The sequence below is a fragment of the Aeromicrobium sp. 50.2.37 genome, assembly GCF_024655735.1.
Lineage (GTDB): Bacteria > Actinomycetota > Actinomycetes > Propionibacteriales > Nocardioidaceae > Aeromicrobium.
The window spans coordinates 30894-45701 of the sequence record NZ_JANLGG010000024.1 but is presented as its reverse complement, the minus strand read 5'-3'; the positions used below and the strand labels follow the sequence as shown (position 1 = coordinate 45701).

17 protein-coding genes and 1 tRNA gene are annotated in these 14808 nt (G+C 69.9%); 7 read left to right on the top strand and 11 right to left on the bottom strand.

Going from position 1 to position 14808, the window contains the following annotated elements; genetic code table 11:
* From NUV38_RS13350 to NUV38_RS13325, 6 genes are all read right to left on the bottom strand, one after another.
* Positions 1–831 carry an ABC transporter permease gene (locus NUV38_RS13350; protein ID WP_055964208.1) on the bottom strand — a complete coding sequence of 277 codons (831 nt, stop codon included), beginning with the start codon at positions 829–831 and terminating at the stop codon, positions 1–3.
* A 1-nt stretch (position 832) separates the two neighbouring features.
* Complete coding sequence (locus NUV38_RS13345) at positions 833–1552, bottom strand: ABC transporter permease (protein WP_082480398.1); 720 nt, start codon at positions 1550–1552, stop codon at positions 833–835.
* Positions 1553–1605: 53 nt separating this feature from the next.
* Positions 1606–2565: an ABC transporter ATP-binding protein gene (locus NUV38_RS13340; protein WP_257729590.1), complete on the bottom strand. Its 960-nt coding sequence runs from the start codon at positions 2563–2565 to the stop codon at positions 1606–1608.
* A gap of 337 nt (positions 2566–2902) precedes the next feature.
* Complete coding sequence (rplL, locus tag NUV38_RS13335; protein ID WP_257729589.1) at positions 2903–3298, bottom strand: 50S ribosomal protein L7/L12; 396 nt, start codon at positions 3296–3298, stop codon at positions 2903–2905.
* A 57-nt stretch (positions 3299–3355) separates the two neighbouring features.
* Entirely contained in the window at positions 3356–3997 is a 642-nt protein-coding gene (gene rplJ / locus NUV38_RS13330) for a 50S ribosomal protein L10 (protein WP_257729588.1), read from the bottom strand.
* Positions 3998–4267: 270 nt separating this feature from the next.
* Complete coding sequence (locus NUV38_RS13325) at positions 4268–5077, bottom strand: LppX_LprAFG lipoprotein (RefSeq protein WP_257729587.1); 810 nt, start codon at positions 5075–5077, stop codon at positions 4268–4270.
* 147 nt (positions 5078–5224) lie between these two features.
* Between NUV38_RS13325 and NUV38_RS13320 the strand changes: the two genes are divergently transcribed.
* The 7 genes from NUV38_RS13320 to NUV38_RS13290 all read left to right on the top strand — a co-directional run bounded on the left by NUV38_RS13320 (position 5225) and on the right by NUV38_RS13290 (position 12065).
* A complete protein-coding gene (locus NUV38_RS13320) occupies positions 5225–6397 on the top strand; it encodes a GAF domain-containing sensor histidine kinase (protein WP_257729586.1) in 1173 nt (390 codons plus the stop codon).
* A 132-nt stretch (positions 6398–6529) separates the two neighbouring features.
* Positions 6530–7057: a CalY family protein gene (locus NUV38_RS13315; RefSeq protein ID WP_257729585.1), complete on the top strand. Its 528-nt coding sequence runs from the start codon at positions 6530–6532 to the stop codon at positions 7055–7057.
* Between the two features lie 185 nt (positions 7058–7242).
* Complete coding sequence (locus NUV38_RS13310) at positions 7243–7872, top strand: signal peptidase I (RefSeq protein ID WP_257729584.1); 630 nt, start codon at positions 7243–7245, stop codon at positions 7870–7872.
* A gap of 70 nt (positions 7873–7942) precedes the next feature.
* On the top strand, positions 7943–9778 hold the full coding sequence (locus NUV38_RS13305; RefSeq protein WP_257729583.1) for an Ig-like domain-containing protein: 1836 nt from the start codon (positions 7943–7945) through the stop codon (positions 9776–9778).
* Positions 9778–10155: a hypothetical protein gene (locus NUV38_RS13300; RefSeq protein WP_257729582.1), complete on the top strand. Its 378-nt coding sequence runs from the start codon at positions 9778–9780 to the stop codon at positions 10153–10155. The genes NUV38_RS13305 and NUV38_RS13300 overlap by 1 nt, the downstream gene beginning before the upstream one ends.
* Positions 10145–10867 (top strand): response regulator transcription factor, encoded by a 723-nt coding sequence (locus NUV38_RS13295; protein WP_308219700.1) that lies wholly within the window; start codon positions 10145–10147, stop codon positions 10865–10867. Before NUV38_RS13300 ends, NUV38_RS13295 begins: the two co-directional genes overlap by 11 nt.
* A complete protein-coding gene (locus tag NUV38_RS13290) occupies positions 10860–12065 on the top strand; it encodes a HAMP domain-containing sensor histidine kinase (RefSeq protein WP_257729580.1) in 1206 nt (401 codons plus the stop codon). The genes NUV38_RS13295 and NUV38_RS13290 overlap by 8 nt, the downstream gene beginning before the upstream one ends.
* Before the next feature lie 72 nt (positions 12066–12137).
* Here NUV38_RS13290 and rplA read toward each other — a convergent pair whose 3' ends face one another.
* From rplA to NUV38_RS13265, 5 genes are all read right to left on the bottom strand, one after another.
* The gene (gene rplA, locus NUV38_RS13285) at positions 12138–12854 is read right to left on the bottom strand and encodes a 50S ribosomal protein L1 (protein WP_257729579.1); all 717 of its coding nucleotides are present in this window, start codon (positions 12852–12854) and stop codon (positions 12138–12140) included.
* A gap of 83 nt (positions 12855–12937) precedes the next feature.
* Positions 12938–13366 (bottom strand): 50S ribosomal protein L11, encoded by a 429-nt coding sequence (rplK, locus tag NUV38_RS13280; protein ID WP_055964170.1) that lies wholly within the window; start codon positions 13364–13366, stop codon positions 12938–12940.
* A gap of 50 nt (positions 13367–13416) precedes the next feature.
* Positions 13417–14274: a transcription termination/antitermination protein NusG gene (gene nusG, locus NUV38_RS13275; RefSeq protein ID WP_257729578.1), complete on the bottom strand. Its 858-nt coding sequence runs from the start codon at positions 14272–14274 to the stop codon at positions 13417–13419.
* Positions 14275–14290: 16 nt separating this feature from the next.
* Entirely contained in the window at positions 14291–14512 is a 222-nt protein-coding gene (gene secE, locus NUV38_RS13270) for a preprotein translocase subunit SecE (protein ID WP_055964164.1), read from the bottom strand.
* Between the two features lie 54 nt (positions 14513–14566).
* Positions 14567–14642, bottom strand: a tRNA-Trp gene (locus NUV38_RS13265).
* Positions 14643–14808 lie beyond the last annotated feature (166 nt).

The window sequence follows — 14808 nt, the reverse complement described above, 5'->3', positions numbered from 1 at the left end:
TCAACCTGCCAATCTGACGGTGACAGTCGTGCCCCAGATCGCCATGGAGGCGAGCAGGTCGACGACGTTGACGGCGACGATCGACGTGCGGACCGCGCGGCCCACGGCCACACCCACGCCCGCAGGTCCGCCGGAGGCGTAGTAGCCGTAGTAGCAGTGGATCAGGATCACCACGACGGCGAAGATCAGCACCTTGCCGAACGACCACAGCACGTCACCCGGTGGCAGGAACGTCGAGAAGTAGTGGTCGTAGGTCCCGGTGCTCTGCCCGAGGAACTGCGTGATCGTCAACCTGGTCGCGAAGTAGGACGACAGCAGGCCGACGACGTAGAGCGGGACCACGGCGATGAGCCCGGCCAGCACGCGCGTGGTGACGAGGAACTGCATCGACGGCACGGCCATGACCTCGAGCGCGTCGACCTCCTCGGAGATCCGCATGGCGCCGAGCTGGGCGGTGAAGCCGCAGCCGACGGTCGCGGCGAGCGCGATGCCGGCGACGATCGGCGCGATCTCACGCGTGTTGAAGTAGGCCGAGACGAAGCCGGACAGTGCAGCGGTGCCGAGCTGGTCGAGCGCGGCGAAGCCCTGGATGCCGACCTCGGTTCCGGTGAAGAAGCACATGGCCACGATGACGCCAACGGTTCCGCCGATGACGGCGAGGGCGCCGGAGCCGAGCGCAACCTCGGCCAGCAGCCGCAGGATCTCGCGGCTGTAGTTCTTGATCGTGAACGGGATGGCCCGCAGGACGCGCAGGTAGAACAGCAGCTGGGTGCCGAGGCCCTCCAGCGCTGCCGCGGGGCGCTCGTAGACGGCACTGATCTTCGTCGCCATGTCACATCCCCTTCGGTGGGACGAGCTGGATGTAGATGGACGACACGAAGAAGTTCACGATGAACAGCAGCAGAAAGGTGATGACGACCGCCTCGTTGACCGCGTCGCCCACGCCCTTCGGCCCGCCCTTGGCGTTCATCCCCTTGTACGCGGCCACGATGGCCGCGATGTAGCCGAAGATGACGGCCTTCACCATGCCCTGGTACATGTCGGGCAGCTGGGCCAGGGCCGTGAACGAGGCCAGGTAGGCCCCTGGTGTCCCGTCCTGGAGCACGACGTTGAACACGTAGCCACCGGCGACACCGACGATCGTCACCAGGCCGTTGAGGAAGACGGCGATGAGCATCGCGGCGAGCACGCGGGGCACGACGAGGCGCTGGATCGGGTCGATGCCCAGCACCATCATGGCGTCGAGCTCCTCGCGGATCTTGCGCGAGCCGAAGTCGGCCGCGATGGCCGAGCCGGCGGCTCCGGCGATCAGCAGCGCGGTGGCGATCGGGCCGGCCTCGCGCACGACGGCCAGCACCGCGGCGGAGCCGGTGAACGACTGCGCACCGAACTGCTTGATGAGCCCGCCGACCTGGAGGGCGATGACGGCGCCGAAGGGGATCGAGACCAGGGCCGTCGGCACGATCGTCACGGTGACGATGAACCAGGCCTGGGTCAGGAACTCCTTGAGCTGGAACGGTCGCCGGAACAGCGCGACGGTGACGTCGAGCATGAAGGCGAAGAGGCCACCTGCGATCCGTGCGGGCGCCGCGATCTTGGTTGCGCTCACGCGGTGCTGCCCGGAGCGAGGCTCATGTTCTCGTCGAACGACCCGGGCGGGGGCGTGATGCCGTTGTCGCGGCACCAGGCACCCGGCTCGCGCTGCGCGACGCGAGGACGGCCGTCGGACGGCTCGAGCTGGCGCGGGATGGGCGGCAGCGGCGGCATCTCGATCTCGGACTCGGCCGCGAGCTCGTCGGCGTCCTTCTCCTCGGACATGCCGATGGGGCCGACGCGCTGGGCGTTGAGGAACTGCGCGACGACGGGCTCGGTGCTCGACAGCAGCATCTCGCGCGGGCCGAACATCGCCAGGTGCTTGTGGTAGAGCAGGCCGATGTTGTCGGGCACCGTGCGAGTGGAGTTGATGTCGTGCGTGACGATGAGGAACGTGGCGTCGATCTGGGCGTTCAGGTCGATGAACAGCTGGTTGATGTAGGCGGTGCGCACCGGGTCCAGACCGGAGTCGGGCTCGTCGATCAGCAGGATCTCGGGCTCCAGCACGAGGGCGCGGGCCAGGCCGGCGCGCTTGCGCATGCCGCCGGAGATCTCGCCGGGGAGCTTGTTCTCCGCACCGGCCAGACCGACGATGTCCATCTTGTCCATGACGATCTGACGGATCTCGGACTCGGACTTCTTGGTGTGCTCGCGCAGCGGGAACGCGCAGTTGTCGTAGAGGTCCATCGAGCCGAACATGGCGCCGTCCTGGAACAGCACGCCGAACAGCTTGCGGATCTCGTAGAGCTCCTTCTCCTTGCACGTCGCGATGTCGACGCCCTCGATCCAGATGTGGCCCTCGTCGGGCTTCAGCAGACCGATCAGCGTCTTGAGGAACACCGACTTGCCCGTGCCGGACGGACCGAGCATCACGGAGATCTCGCCTGCGGGGAGGGTCAACGAGACGTCGCCCCAGATCAGCTGCGAACCGAAGCTCTTCGTCAGGTTCTCGACCTTGACCTCGACGCCCACGGACCCCTCCTCCACTCCAGCTCGGCCGGTCCCCGTACCGGGCCCGCAGTCGATGTGACCCGGGCCACCCAGCCTAACGAATTTCGGGCGACTCGGTTACGAGTTCGCTCCGTCGTGATGACCCGCGAGTAACGTGTCGCAGGTCTCAGAGACCGTACCTCATGCAACTGCGAGTCACAAAGGTGGCCTCGGTCACGTCCTGCCCCCTGTCGTTCGGCCCGCCCGTCGGCCTCACGACGGGCGCGCCCGGACATGACGAGACCCCCGCCGACCCGGTCGGAACCGGGGCGGCGGGGGTCTGCGTCGACGTCACGAGGACGTCAGGCTGACAGCCAGGTCACTTGAGCGTGACGGTGGCGCCGGCGGCCTCGAGGGCCTCCTTGGCCTTCTCGGCGGCGTCCTTGGCGACCTTCTCCAGGACGGGCTTCGGAGCGCCCTCGACGAGGTCCTTGGCCTCCTTCAGGCCGAGGCTCGTGAGACCGCGCACCTCCTTGATGACCTGGATCTTCTTGTCGCCGGCCGACTCGAGGACGACGTCGAACTCGTCCTGCTCGGCGGCGTCGCCGCCGGCGTCACCACCGGCAGCCGCGGGGGCGCCGGCAGCGGCCACGGCCACGGGGGCAGCGGCGGTGACCTCGAAGGTCTCCTCGAAGGCCTTCACGAACTCGGAGAGCTCGATGAGGGTCAGTTCCTTGAATGCGTCGAGCAGCTCGTCGGTGCTGAGCTTCGCCATGATGTGGCGTCCTTTCGTTGATGAGACCCCGAGGGGGTCCCGATGTGAATCGGGCGGTCAGCCCTCGGTGCCCGCGTCGTCAGACGCAGTGTCGTTGGCGGTCTCGGCGGGAGCCTCGACCTCGGGTGCCGCCTCGGCCGCGGGGGCCTCGGCAGCAGTGTCGGCAGAAGCCTCGGCGGGAGCCTCTTCGGCCTTCTTCGCCTCGAGGGCCGCCACGAGGCGGGCCGTCTGGGCGAGCGGGGCGTTGAAGAGGGACGCGGCGTTCTGAAGGCTGCCCTTCATGGCGCCGGCGAGCTTCGCGAGGAGGACCTCGCGCGACTCGAGGTCCGCCAGCTTCTTGACCTCGTCGGCATCGAGCGACTTCCCGTCGAGGAAGCCTCCCTTGATGACGAGGGTGGTGTTGGCCTTCGCGAAGTCACGCAGACCCTTGGCGGCCTCGACGACATCGCCCTTGATGAAGGCGATGGCGGTCGGGCCGGTGAGCAGGTCGTCCGACAGGTCGACCCCGGCCTCCTTGGCCGCGATCCTCGTCAGCGTGTTCTTGGCGACGGCATAGCTCGCACCCTCACCGAGCGAGCGCCGCAGTTCCTGCAGCTGCTTCACGGTGAGACCGCGGTACTCGGTGAGGACGATGCCGTCGGAGTCGCGCAGGCTCTGCGTGAGCTCGGCGACGGCAGCAACCTTGTCCGGGCTTGCCATGGGTCTCCTTCTGGTGGTCGTTGCCTCGACCGACGCACGCACTGCGGTGCTCGTCGTCGGGAGGAACTGATGAACCAACCTCGGAAGGACACCTGCGCGGGCCGCCTCGTTCGAGGCACTTCGCGGATCCCTCACGGGACCCGGCCAGCGGTCTTCGGCCTGCTCAGTCTACGCACGAGCCCCCGCCGCACCAAATCGGTGCGACGGGGGCTCGGGTGCTGTCGGGACGAGCGGCGTCACCCGGCACGTGCCGGGCGGGCTCGCTCGGGCTCAGGCGCCACCCATCTGGGAGAGGTCGACGTCGGAGATCTGGTCCTTCGCCGGCGCCTCGATGGTGACGTCCTCGCCCCACTTGGTGTAGTCCATCGTCATCTTGGTGCCGGCGACGTCCATCAGGATGCGACGCGGCAGGTTGTCCGGACCGATGTACATCGTGTACGTGAGGGTCTCCGGGACCTGGGCGGCGTCCTGGCCGGTGGCACCCAGCTGCTCGGTGAGCTTGCTGGAGTCCACGGTCACGACGTACGGGGTGGCCTCGACGCCGTCGAGCTTCTCGGCGTCGCCCTTCTGCTCGAAGCCGGTGACGGCCTCCTGCATCTGCTCGATCTGCTTGGAGGGATCGACGCTGTCGAGCAGGCTGCCGTACTGCTCGCCCAGCGGGTTGCTCTTGTCGGTGAGGTCGATCTTCGCGAACTTGTTCTGCGACATCGCGCCCATGTTCATGTAGAGGACGCCGTCGACGAGACGCATCTCCATCTCGCCCTGGGCGCCGAGGGTCATGGTCATGCTCATGGCGGAGTCGGCCGCGGTCTTGCCGGTCGACACGTCGCCGGAGGCCTTGATGTCCTGGCCACCGACGCCGAACGCCATCTCGACGTGGCTGGTCCTGGCGTCCTGCTGGGCCTTGGTCACCTCCGTGAAGAAGTTCTCCTGGGTGAGCTCGGTGTCGGCCTTCTCGCCGACGGAGGACGTGTCGCCCTTGGCGCTGGAGGAGTCGTCACCGCCACAGGCGGCGAGGCCGAGGCCGGCGGTCAGGACGATGGCCACCGCGGCGGCGGACTTCTTGAGGCGCAGGTTCATGTCTGGATCGTACCTCTCATTTTCGTCGATCCAGCCTCCGACCGGCACCGTCCGGACGTCCGTCCGGCGACGGAGAGGCGGATCGTGGCACCTCGCAGAGCCGCAGCCGGTGTGACATGGTCGGTCACAGCGACTGAGGAGGTCCGGATGAGCACCGTCGTCGGGGGAACGATCGAGCAGCAGGAGCAGGAGCTGGAGCGCTACGCCGTGCTCACCGAGCCGGTGGGCCGCGACCTCCAGGCCCTCGTGGACCTCGTCGCCCAGGCGTGCGACGTCTCGGGCGCGGCCATCAACATCATCACGCGCAACCAGCAGCACCAGATCGTCGCGACGGCGGGCATCGAGCCGTCGGTCTGCTCGCGGTCGGACTCCATGTGCGCCGCGGTCATGGCCGAGGTCGGGAACGTCGTCGTGCCCGACGCGACGCAGGACGAGCGGTTCCGCACCAACCCGTTCGTCACCGGCGACATCGGTCACGTGCGCTTCTACGCGTCGTCGCCGTTGATCACGCCCGACGACGTGCACCTCGGGCGCCTGTGCCTCTTCGACGAGGCCTCCCGCACGCTGACCCCCGCGCAGGAGGTCTCGTTGCGCACCGTGGCCGGGCAGGTGATGGACGTCCTCGAGCTGCGTCTGCGCACCCGCGAGCTGGAGCGGGCCAACCACCACCTGGCCCTCTTCGCGGGGCAGGTCAGCCACGACCTCCGCAGCCCGCTCACCGCCATCCTCGCCAACGCCGAGCTGCTCGAGACCGAGCCCGTGGTGGTCACCCACGACGACCTCGGAGCCGTCGTGCGCGCCGTGTCGGAGGCGGGTCGGCGCATGAACCGCATGATCGAGGAGATGCTCGACTTCGCGGTGCGGGGTGGGCAGCTGTCGCTCGTCGAGACGCCGCTGGAGCACGTGTTCACGCTGGCCCTCGCGGACCTGGAGCCCGTCGTGCGCCGCGGCGGGGCCACGATCACCGTCGAGTCGCTGCCCACCGTGGCCGCCGACGCCGACATGCTCTACTCCGTCGTGCTCAACCTGCTGACCAACGCGTTGAAGTTCACCCGCGAGGGCGTGCCCGCCCAGGTGGTCGTCAGCGCCGAGCGCCGCCCCGACGCCTGGCGGGTCGTCGTGGCGGACAACGGCCGCGGCATCGAGCCCTCGCGTCGGACGTCGATCTTCGACCTGTTCGACCGCGGCGAGGACCCCGGCGGGCACGGGATCGGCCTGGCGACCACACGGCGTCTCGTCCACGCGCACGGGGGCCGGGTGGGCGTGGACGACTCACCCACCGGTGGCGCTGCCGTGTGGTTCGAGCTCCCGACGAGGTAGCCGCCGAGAGGTTCGAAGATGTGGAGGTCGTGGGGACCTCGTGGGGCAAACGTGTGGATCTGGGCTCCGTAGCGTTCTAGCCATCACCTCGACCACGGTCGAACCCCACCGGTCCACACAGGAAGAACCGCCATGAACACCAAGAAGGTCCTCGTCCCCCTCGCCACCCTGCTCGCCGCCGGCGCCGTCGCCATCGGCTCGGGTGCCACGTTCACCTCGAGCACGGCCAACACCATCAGCTCGGTGACCTCCGGCACGCTGACGCACACCAACTCCAAGAGCAACGCCGCCGTCTTCAACCTCACGAACATCAAGCCCGGCGACGTCGTCAACGGCAGCCTGGCCATCACGAACACCGGCTCGCTGCCGGCCGCGTTCAGCCTGACCGAGACCACCTCGACGAACCAGTTCGCCGACGACGCCCTGTCGCTCACGATCACGAACACGACCTCCGGCACCCAGGTGTACAACGGCTCCTTCGGCGGCCTCGTCGACGGCAAGAAGAACGCCCTGGGCACCGTCGAGCCCGGCGTCGTCAACACCTACACCTTCTCGGTGCGCCTCGCCGACACCGCCGACAACACGCAGCAGGGCAAGACCGCCTCCGCCGCGTACAGCTGGGACTCCACGCAGCTCTCGGCGACCACCACCAACCAGTGAGCCTCACCCGGACGCCGACCGTGAGGGAGGCCGACGTCCGGGTGTCCCCCGGCCGACAGGGATGGTCCGCGCACCTGCACCGGGTTCGCGGGCCACGGCCGGACGCACGACGCGTGCAGGTCCTCGTACGAGGAGAGGGACCGCACGGTACGACCACCCGCCACGAGCAGGAGAAGGAGCACGCCATGACCATCCCGCACCGCCGCACCCCCCGACGCGCAGGCCGGGTCCTCCCGGTCATCGTCAACTCCCTCCTGCTCGTGGCGACCGTGGCCGGACTGGCCTACCTGACGCCCAGCCTCCTGGGCTACGAGCGGTACGTCATCACCGGCGGGTCCATGTCCGGCACGATCGAGAAGGGCGCGATCGCCTTCGAGAAGGCCACCCCCGTCGCCGACCTCGCCGTCGGCGACGTGATCACCTACCAGCCCCCGGCCGACAGCGGCGTCACGAACCTCGTGACGCACCGCATCATCGACATCGGCAGGTCCGAGAGCGGAGCCCGTCTGTTCCGCACCCAGGGCGACGCCAACCCCCAGCCCGACCCCTGGTCCTTCTCCCTCACCGCGCCGGACCAGCCCGTGGTCGAGTTCCACGTCCCGCACGTCGGCTGGGCCCTCGTGGCGCTCGCCGACCGCGACGTCCGGCTGATCGTGATCGGCGTGCCGGCCGGCCTGATCGCCCTCGCCAGCGGTGTCCAGCTGATCGGCGCCCTGCGCAGCGGCGGACGCCGCGAACGGGCCGAGGCACCTGCCCAGCCGATCACCCCCGTGGTCCCCGTCGCGATCCCCATCCCCGCACCCGTCCACTCCTGACGGGTTCCGTGGAGGTCGTGTGACCTTCACGTGGGGTCCCCGTGGAGTCGATCTCCCTACCGTTGAGGACATGAGCATGAACGCCCGCCACCGAGCACCGTCGCCCCAGCGGGGCCGCGCGCCGCTGGCGGGCGTCGTCGTCCTCCTGGCCGCGCTCGCGTTCTCCGTGACCGGCTTCTCCTCGGCCAGCTTCTCGGCCCGCACCGTCAACCCGGTCGGGACCGTGACGGCCGCGTCGGACTGGACACCGCCGACCGTCGCGGTCACGCAGCCCGCCGGTGGAACCGTGAGCGGCACCACGACGATCACCGCCACCGCGAGCGACGCGCAGTCGGGCGTCGCCCAGGTGGTCCTGCAGTACCAGCCCGCCGACGCCTCGAGCTGGGTCACGCTGTGCACCGACACCACCGCCCCCTACTCCTGCACGTGGGACACCCGGGCGAACGGCGCGACGCCGGACGGCCCGTACGACCTGCGGGCGATCGCCACCGACAAGGCCGGCTACAGCACCACCTCCGAGGTCGTCCGGACCTACGTCGCCAACACCTTCGCCGTCGTCCTGGCTCCGCTCGGCGAGGTCCTCACCGGGACCGAGACCGCATCGATGACCGTCTACAACGCAGGCCTCACGTTCGGTTCCGTCCGCCTCGAGTACGCACCGGCCGGGACGACCCGCTGGGCGACGGCGTGCAGTGCCTTCCTGCTGATCAACACGGCCACCACCTGCCAGTGGAGCACCACCTCGGTGCCCGACGGCGCGTACGACCTCCGCGCCACCTACTCCGGCTCCGCGTCGACGGTCCAGACCGACGTGCTCGTCGACAACACCAAGCCGGCCGTCAGCATGACCGACCCGGGCACGCCGCTCAGCGGGACGCGCACCTTCGCCGCCACCGCCACCGACGCCGGCTCCGGGGTCGAGACGGTCGAGCTGCAGTACTCGCCGGGGACCACCGGCACGTGGAAGACGCTGTGCACCGTGACCTCCGCGCCGTGGTCGTGCCGCTACGACACCACGGCCCTGGCGGGCGGCACCTACGCGTTCCGAGCCGTGGCGACCGACGCCGCGGGGCTGCAGTCGATCTCCGCGACCGTGGCCAACCGGGTCGTCGACAACACCGTCTCCTCGGTGTCGCTGGACGACCCCGGCCAGTACCTCACCGGCACCGTCACGCTGACCGCAGCGGCCAACTCCTCCGCCGGGGTCGCCTCCGTCAGGATCCAGCGGGCACCGTCCGGCGGCACCACGTGGACCGACGTCTGCTCCGCCACGACCGCCCCGTACACGTGCGCGTTCGACACCAGGACCGTCGGCGACGGCAGCTACGACCTGCGCGCCCAGCTGGTCGACGCCCGCGGCACCGTCACGACCTCCGCGGTCGTCGGCGGCCGCCTCGTCGACAACAGCCCGGTGCGTACGCTGGACGTCCAGTCCGCCAACGGCGGCGGCACCGTGGGTCGTCTGGACAACGGTGACACGGTCACCCTCACCTACAGCGAGAAGCTGAACCTCGCCTCGGTGGTGTCCGGGTGGGACGGCACCGCCAAGGCCGTCACCGTGCGACTGCGCGACGGCAACCTGGTCGGCGGCGGCGCCAAGGACGACACGCTCGACGTGACCGGGGCCAACCTCGGCGCCGTCAACCTGAAGGCGGACTACGTCAAGAGCGGCAAGACCGTCCAGTGGGCCGGCAGCATGACGGCCACGACCGTGACCGTCGGCACCTCGACCCGCACCGTCGTGACCGTGAGGCTCGGCGCCGTGACCTCCGGGTCGGGACTGCGCACCGTCAGCAGCACGCCCACCATGCTGTGGACGCCGTCCGCGACCGCCACCGACCTGTCCGGCCAGAAGTGCTCGACGGCTCCGGCCGCCGAGACCGGCACGGCCGACCGGGACTTCTGATGGCGCGCGTCGAGGCGTCCCGCCTCGCCCCGGCAGGCACCGCCCTCCTCGGACTGCTGCTCGGGCGGGCGGCGGCGTCCACCGCGCACGAGCCGTACACGGCGGTGCTCCTCGGGGTCCTGGCCGGCGTCGCGCTCCTCGCAGCGGTCCGGCTGTGCACGGCCAGGTGCATCGAGTCCCGGGTGGCCGCGGCCGCGGTGGCCCTGGCGACGGTCGCGGGCGTCGTGCTCGCGAGCACGGTGGGCCCTCCCGGGTCGACCGCGCACCCGGTCGACGTCACGACGCTCGCGCTCGGGCTGACGGCCGCCGTCGCCCTGGCCCTCGTCGTGGCACCCGAGCAGGAGCGCGTGTCCGCAGGTGACCTCTATGCTCGATGAGGTGTCTCACACTCTCTTGATCGTCGAGGACGACGACCAGATCGCCGCTCCCCTGATCCGCACCCTGGAGCGCGAGGACCACCTGGTCGAGCGCGTGGCCACCGGCACCGACGCTCTCGAGCGGCTGGCCGGCGGCGGCGTCGACCTGGTGCTGCTCGACCTCGGACTTCCCGACCTCGACGGGCTCGAGGTCTGCCGACGAGCCCGGGCGGACGGGTTCGAGGGCGGCATCATGATCCTGACCGCCCGGGGTGGGGAGCTGGACCGCGTCGTCGGCCTGGACGTCGGCGCGGACGACTACCTCGCCAAGCCCTTCGCCCTCGCCGAGCTGCTGGCCCGCGTGCGGGCCCTGCTGCGGCGCAGCGCGAGGTTCGATCCCGTGACCGCCGTCGCGTCCGCCGAGGATCCGGCGACCGACGGTGTCCGCGTCGACCGCGACACCCGACGCGCCTGGGTGAATGGCTCCGAGCTCACGTTGACGGTGAAGGAGTTCGACGTGCTGGCCCTGGTCGAGGCCGCCGGCGGCAGCGTGGTCACGCGCGAGCGCGTGATGGACGAGGTGTGGGACGAGAACTGGTTCGGCTCCACGAAGACGCTGGACACCACGATCGGTCGACTGCGCCAGAAGCTCGAGGACGCCGGCGCCCCGGGCCGTGTCGTGACGGTGCGGGGCGTCGGCTTCCGCTGGGAGATCGACGCCGCGGATGCGTGACCGTCTGGTCGCGACGTTCGTCGGGCTGACCCTGCTCGTGCTGGCGCTGTTCGCCGTCGCGGCGTCCTACGTGGTGGCCGACGTCGTCCAGGACCAGGAGCGCGAGCGCACCGACCGCACCGCTGCCCTGGTGGCGGCCGCGGTCGGCGCCCGGCTGGCCGCGGGGGCCACGGTCGACCAGGACTACTTCACGTCCCTGCTGCGGGACGACGAGCGCGTGGACTACCGGACCCCCGCCGGGACGCCCATCACCGCAGGGACGGTCACCGGCGACGGCCCCCGCAGCACCCGGTCGGTCGACGGTGGTGGAAGCGTGACCCTCAGCGTCTCCGGCCGGTCGATGGCCGACCGCGTCTCGGCCGGTGTCCTGCCCCTGGTCCTGCTCTCCCTCGCGCTCGCCGCGGTCGCGGGCGTCGTGGCGGTGGTCATGGCACGGCGCTTCGCCCGTCCGTTCGGCGAGCTGTCGGTCGTGGCCGCGGAGATCGGCGCCGGCCGCTTCGACACGCCGGTCCCCCGCTACCGGGTCCGGGAGGCCGACGAGCTGGGTCGTGCGCTGCGCGACACCGGTCGACGACTCGACGTCCTGCTGGAGCGCGAGCGCTCGCTCGCCGTGAACGCATCGCACGAGCTCCGGACCCCGATCACCGCCCTGCGCCTCTCATTGGAGGACCTCGCGTTGTGGAGGCAGGTGCCGCCCGAGGTGGCCGCGGAGCTGACCAGCGCGATCGTCGCCGTGGACCGGTTGGGCGTCGCCGTCACCGAGCTGCTCGAGGAGCGTCGCGACGACGCGCTCGACGTCGAGGTCGACGTGGACCTCGTCGACCTCACCTCCACCGTCGCCGAGCGCTGGCGGGACCGGCTGTCCGCCCACGGGCGCGAGCTCGTCCTCGCATCGTCCGGACCCGTGCCGGCCAAGGTGGCCACCGAGCCGGTGCAGCAGGTCCTCGACGCCCTGCTGGCGCAGGCGAGCGAGGCGGGCACGGGCACGGTCACCGTCGACGTCTCGGTGCTGCGCACCGTGCTGCGCGTCCGCGTGAGCGACCAGGGCCCGCGCCGCCTGCCGAGCGGCGTGCTGCACGGCGACGCCGGTGTCGACGGCCTGGACGAGGCCGCCGTGACCGCCGAGTCGGTGGGCGGCTACGTCACGGTCCAGGACGCGCCGCAGTCACGCGTGATGCTGATCCTGCCCCACCACTGAGGTCGCGACGCGCTCCGCACGCACGAACCCCCTCCATCCGAGGGGCGGAGGGGGTTCGAGGTCGACGCAGGCTCAGGCCTCGTCGGTGGAGGTGAAGTTCCGCAGGTGCGTCGTGTCGACGGGGACACCCGGGCCGTTCGTCGTGGAGACGGTGATCTTCTTCAGGTACCGACCCTTGGAGCTGGCCGGCTTGAGACGCAGGATCTCCTCGAGGGCCGCGCCGTAGTTCTCGGCGAGCTGCTCGGCCGAGAACGAGGCCTTGCCGATCACGAAGTGCAGGTTGGCGTGACGGTCGACGCGGAACTGGACCTTGCCGCCCTTGATGTCGCCGACGGCCTTGGCGACGTCGGTGGTCACCGTGCCGGTCTTGGGGTTCGGCATCAAGTTGCGCGGGCCGAGGACGCGGCCGAGACGACCGACCTTGCCCATCATGTCGGGCGTCGCGACGACGGCGTCGAAGTCGAGCCAGCCCTCGTTGACCTTGTCGACGAGCTCGTCGGCACCCACGTGGTCGGCGCCGGCCTCACGGGCGGCGTCGGCGTTGGCGCCGGTCGCGAAGACCAGGACCCGGGCGGTCTTGCCGGTGCCGTGGGGCAGGTTGACGGTGCCGCGCACCATCTGGTCGGCCTTGCGGGGATCGACGCCGAGACGGACGGAGACGTCGACCGTGGAGTCGTAGTTCTTGCTGCCCGACTCCTTGGCCAGCGTGGTGGCCTCGAGCGGGGTGTAGACGGCGTCCTTGTCGATCTTCTCGGCGACGGCGCGGTACGCCTTGCTGTGCTGTGTCATGTCTGGCTTCCTTCGGTGTGCACCAGGTGTGGTCTCGCGGGCCCAGCCGGCCCTGCCACGTGTTGCTGGTCGGGGTGGGTGTGTCAGTCGGTGGTGACGCCCATGGAGCGGGCGGTTCCCTCGACGATCTTCATGGCCTGGTCGAGGTCGTTGGCGTTCAGGTCCGGCAGCTTGGTCGTGGCGATCTCGCGGATCTGGTCCTTGCTGAGCTTGCCGACCTTGTCGGTGTGCGGCGTGGACGAGCCCTTGGACAGGCCGGCGGCCTTCTTGATCAGCTCGGCGGCCGGCGGCGTCTTGGTCACGAACGTGAACGAGCGGTCCTCGTAGATCGTGATCTCGACGGGGACGACGTTGCCGCGCATGGACTCCGTGGCGGCGTTGTACGCCTTGCAGAACTCCATGATGTTCACGCCGTGCGGGCCGAGCGCGGTACCGACGGGGGGCGCCGGGTTCGCCATGCCGGCGTTGAGCTGCACCTTGACGAGTGCGGCGACCTTCTTCTTGGGAGGCATTGTTCTTCGGGTCCTTCTGTGGATGGGTGGTGCAGGCCGGAGGAGCCGGCTCAGACCTTCTGGATCTGGGTGAAGCTCAGCTCGACCGGGGTCTCGCGACCGAAGATCTCGACGAGGGCCTTGACCCTCTGCGCGTCGAGGTTGATCTCCGTGATCGTCGCGTGGAGCGTGGCGAACGGACCGTCGACGACCATGACGGAGTCACCCGTCGTGAAGTCGGCGAACTCGACCTTCGGGGACGAGGCGGCCTGCTGCTGCTCGGGGGCGTCGGCCGCCTGCTGGGCGACCTCGGCCTCCACCGCCGGGGCGAGCATCTGCTCGACCTCGGCGAGGCTGAGGGGCACCGGCTGGTGGGAGTTGCCCACGAAGCCGGTGACCGACGGGGTGTGGCGCACGACGCCCCACGACTCGTCGGTGAGGTCCATGCGGACCAGGACGTAGCCGGGGAGGACGGTGCGCTTGACGAGCTTGCGCTGCCCGTTCTTGATCTCGGCGACCTCCTCGGTGGGGACGACGATCTCGAAGATGTAGTCCTCGGCGTTGAGCGAGGTGATGCGGTTCTCGAGGTTCGCCTTCACCCGCTTCTCCATGCCGGAGTAGGTGTGCACGACGTACCAGTCGCCGAACTGGCTGTAGAGCCGCTCGCGGAACTCCGCGAGCGCGTCGACGGGGGCGTCCTCGCCGGACTCCTCGTCGGCGCCGGCCTCGTCGGCAGGGACGTCGGCGTCGAGCTCGGCGTCCACCTCGGCCTCGGCGGCCTGGTCGGCGTCGACGGTCTCGTCGGCGCCCTCGGGCACGTCCTCGACCTCGGGTGCCGCGTCGATCGACGCGGCGGACTCGTCCGACGCCTCGACGTCGGAGAGCTCCTCGACCTCGACGTTGCTCGTCTCGGGGGACTGTTCAGTCACTGGTTTCCTCTGCAGTTCACGCGAACACGGCGAACATCGCCTTGCCGAACCCGTAGTCCAGGCCGGCGACGAACGCCATCATGATCAGGACGAAGACGAGCACGACGAAGAAGTAGTTGACGACCTGCGGCCGCGTGGGCCACACGACCTTGCGCAGCTCCGCGACGACCTGCCGGTAGAAGGTCAACGGCGACGTGCGCCGTTCCTTCGTGGCCGACGTCTCGTGGCGATCGCTCACGGTGTCCCCTTCGTTGGTCGTGCTGGTCTGGATGGTGCGATGTGGTGCTGGTGCTGGCACGGCACGAGGGACTTGAACCCCCAACCTTCGGTTTTGGAGACCGATGCTCTGCCAGTTGAGCTAGTGCCGTCCACCGGCGCCTCGGACCGTCTCCCCCGTCCTGCGTGCAGGACACGAGGGCATGACGAAACAGAGTGAGATCTCACCGGTCCGTCCAGTGTACGGGGTGCGCACCGGCCGAGTCGAACCGACCGGCAGGGCTCGTCGCCGCCCCCGGCCCGGAGGTCGCCGAGCCC

What these genes read in the sequence shown, in the direction of transcription:
- NUV38_RS13350 (WP_055964208.1), bottom strand. Translation starts at nt 831, where the DNA reads ATGGCGACGAAGATCAGTGCCGTCTACGAGCGCCCCGCGGCAGCGCTG.
- NUV38_RS13345 (WP_082480398.1), bottom strand. Translation starts at nt 1,552, where the DNA reads ATGCTCGACGTCACCGTCGCGCTGTTCCGGCGACCGTTCCAGCTCAAG.
- rplL (WP_257729589.1), bottom strand. Translation starts at nt 3,298, where the DNA reads ATGGCGAAGCTCAGCACCGACGAGCTGCTCGACGCATTCAAGGAACTG.
- rplJ (WP_257729588.1), bottom strand. Translation starts at nt 3,997, where the DNA reads ATGGCAAGCCCGGACAAGGTTGCTGCCGTCGCCGAGCTCACGCAGAGC.
- NUV38_RS13325 (WP_257729587.1), bottom strand. Translation starts at nt 5,077, where the DNA reads ATGAACCTGCGCCTCAAGAAGTCCGCCGCCGCGGTGGCCATCGTCCTG.
- NUV38_RS13320 (WP_257729586.1), top strand. Translation starts at nt 5,225, where the DNA reads ATGAGCACCGTCGTCGGGGGAACGATCGAGCAGCAGGAGCAGGAGCTG.
- NUV38_RS13315 (WP_257729585.1), top strand. Translation starts at nt 6,530, where the DNA reads ATGAACACCAAGAAGGTCCTCGTCCCCCTCGCCACCCTGCTCGCCGCC.
- NUV38_RS13310 (WP_257729584.1), top strand. Translation starts at nt 7,243, where the DNA reads ATGACCATCCCGCACCGCCGCACCCCCCGACGCGCAGGCCGGGTCCTC.
- NUV38_RS13305 (WP_257729583.1), top strand. Translation starts at nt 7,943, where the DNA reads ATGAGCATGAACGCCCGCCACCGAGCACCGTCGCCCCAGCGGGGCCGC.
- NUV38_RS13300 (WP_257729582.1), top strand. Translation starts at nt 9,778, where the DNA reads ATGGCGCGCGTCGAGGCGTCCCGCCTCGCCCCGGCAGGCACCGCCCTC.
- NUV38_RS13295 (WP_308219700.1), top strand. Translation starts at nt 10,145, where the DNA reads ATGCTCGATGAGGTGTCTCACACTCTCTTGATCGTCGAGGACGACGAC.
- NUV38_RS13290 (WP_257729580.1), top strand. Translation starts at nt 10,860, where the DNA reads ATGCGTGACCGTCTGGTCGCGACGTTCGTCGGGCTGACCCTGCTCGTG.
- rplA (WP_257729579.1), bottom strand. Translation starts at nt 12,854, where the DNA reads ATGACACAGCACAGCAAGGCGTACCGCGCCGTCGCCGAGAAGATCGAC.
- rplK (WP_055964170.1), bottom strand. Translation starts at nt 13,366, where the DNA reads ATGCCTCCCAAGAAGAAGGTCGCCGCACTCGTCAAGGTGCAGCTCAAC.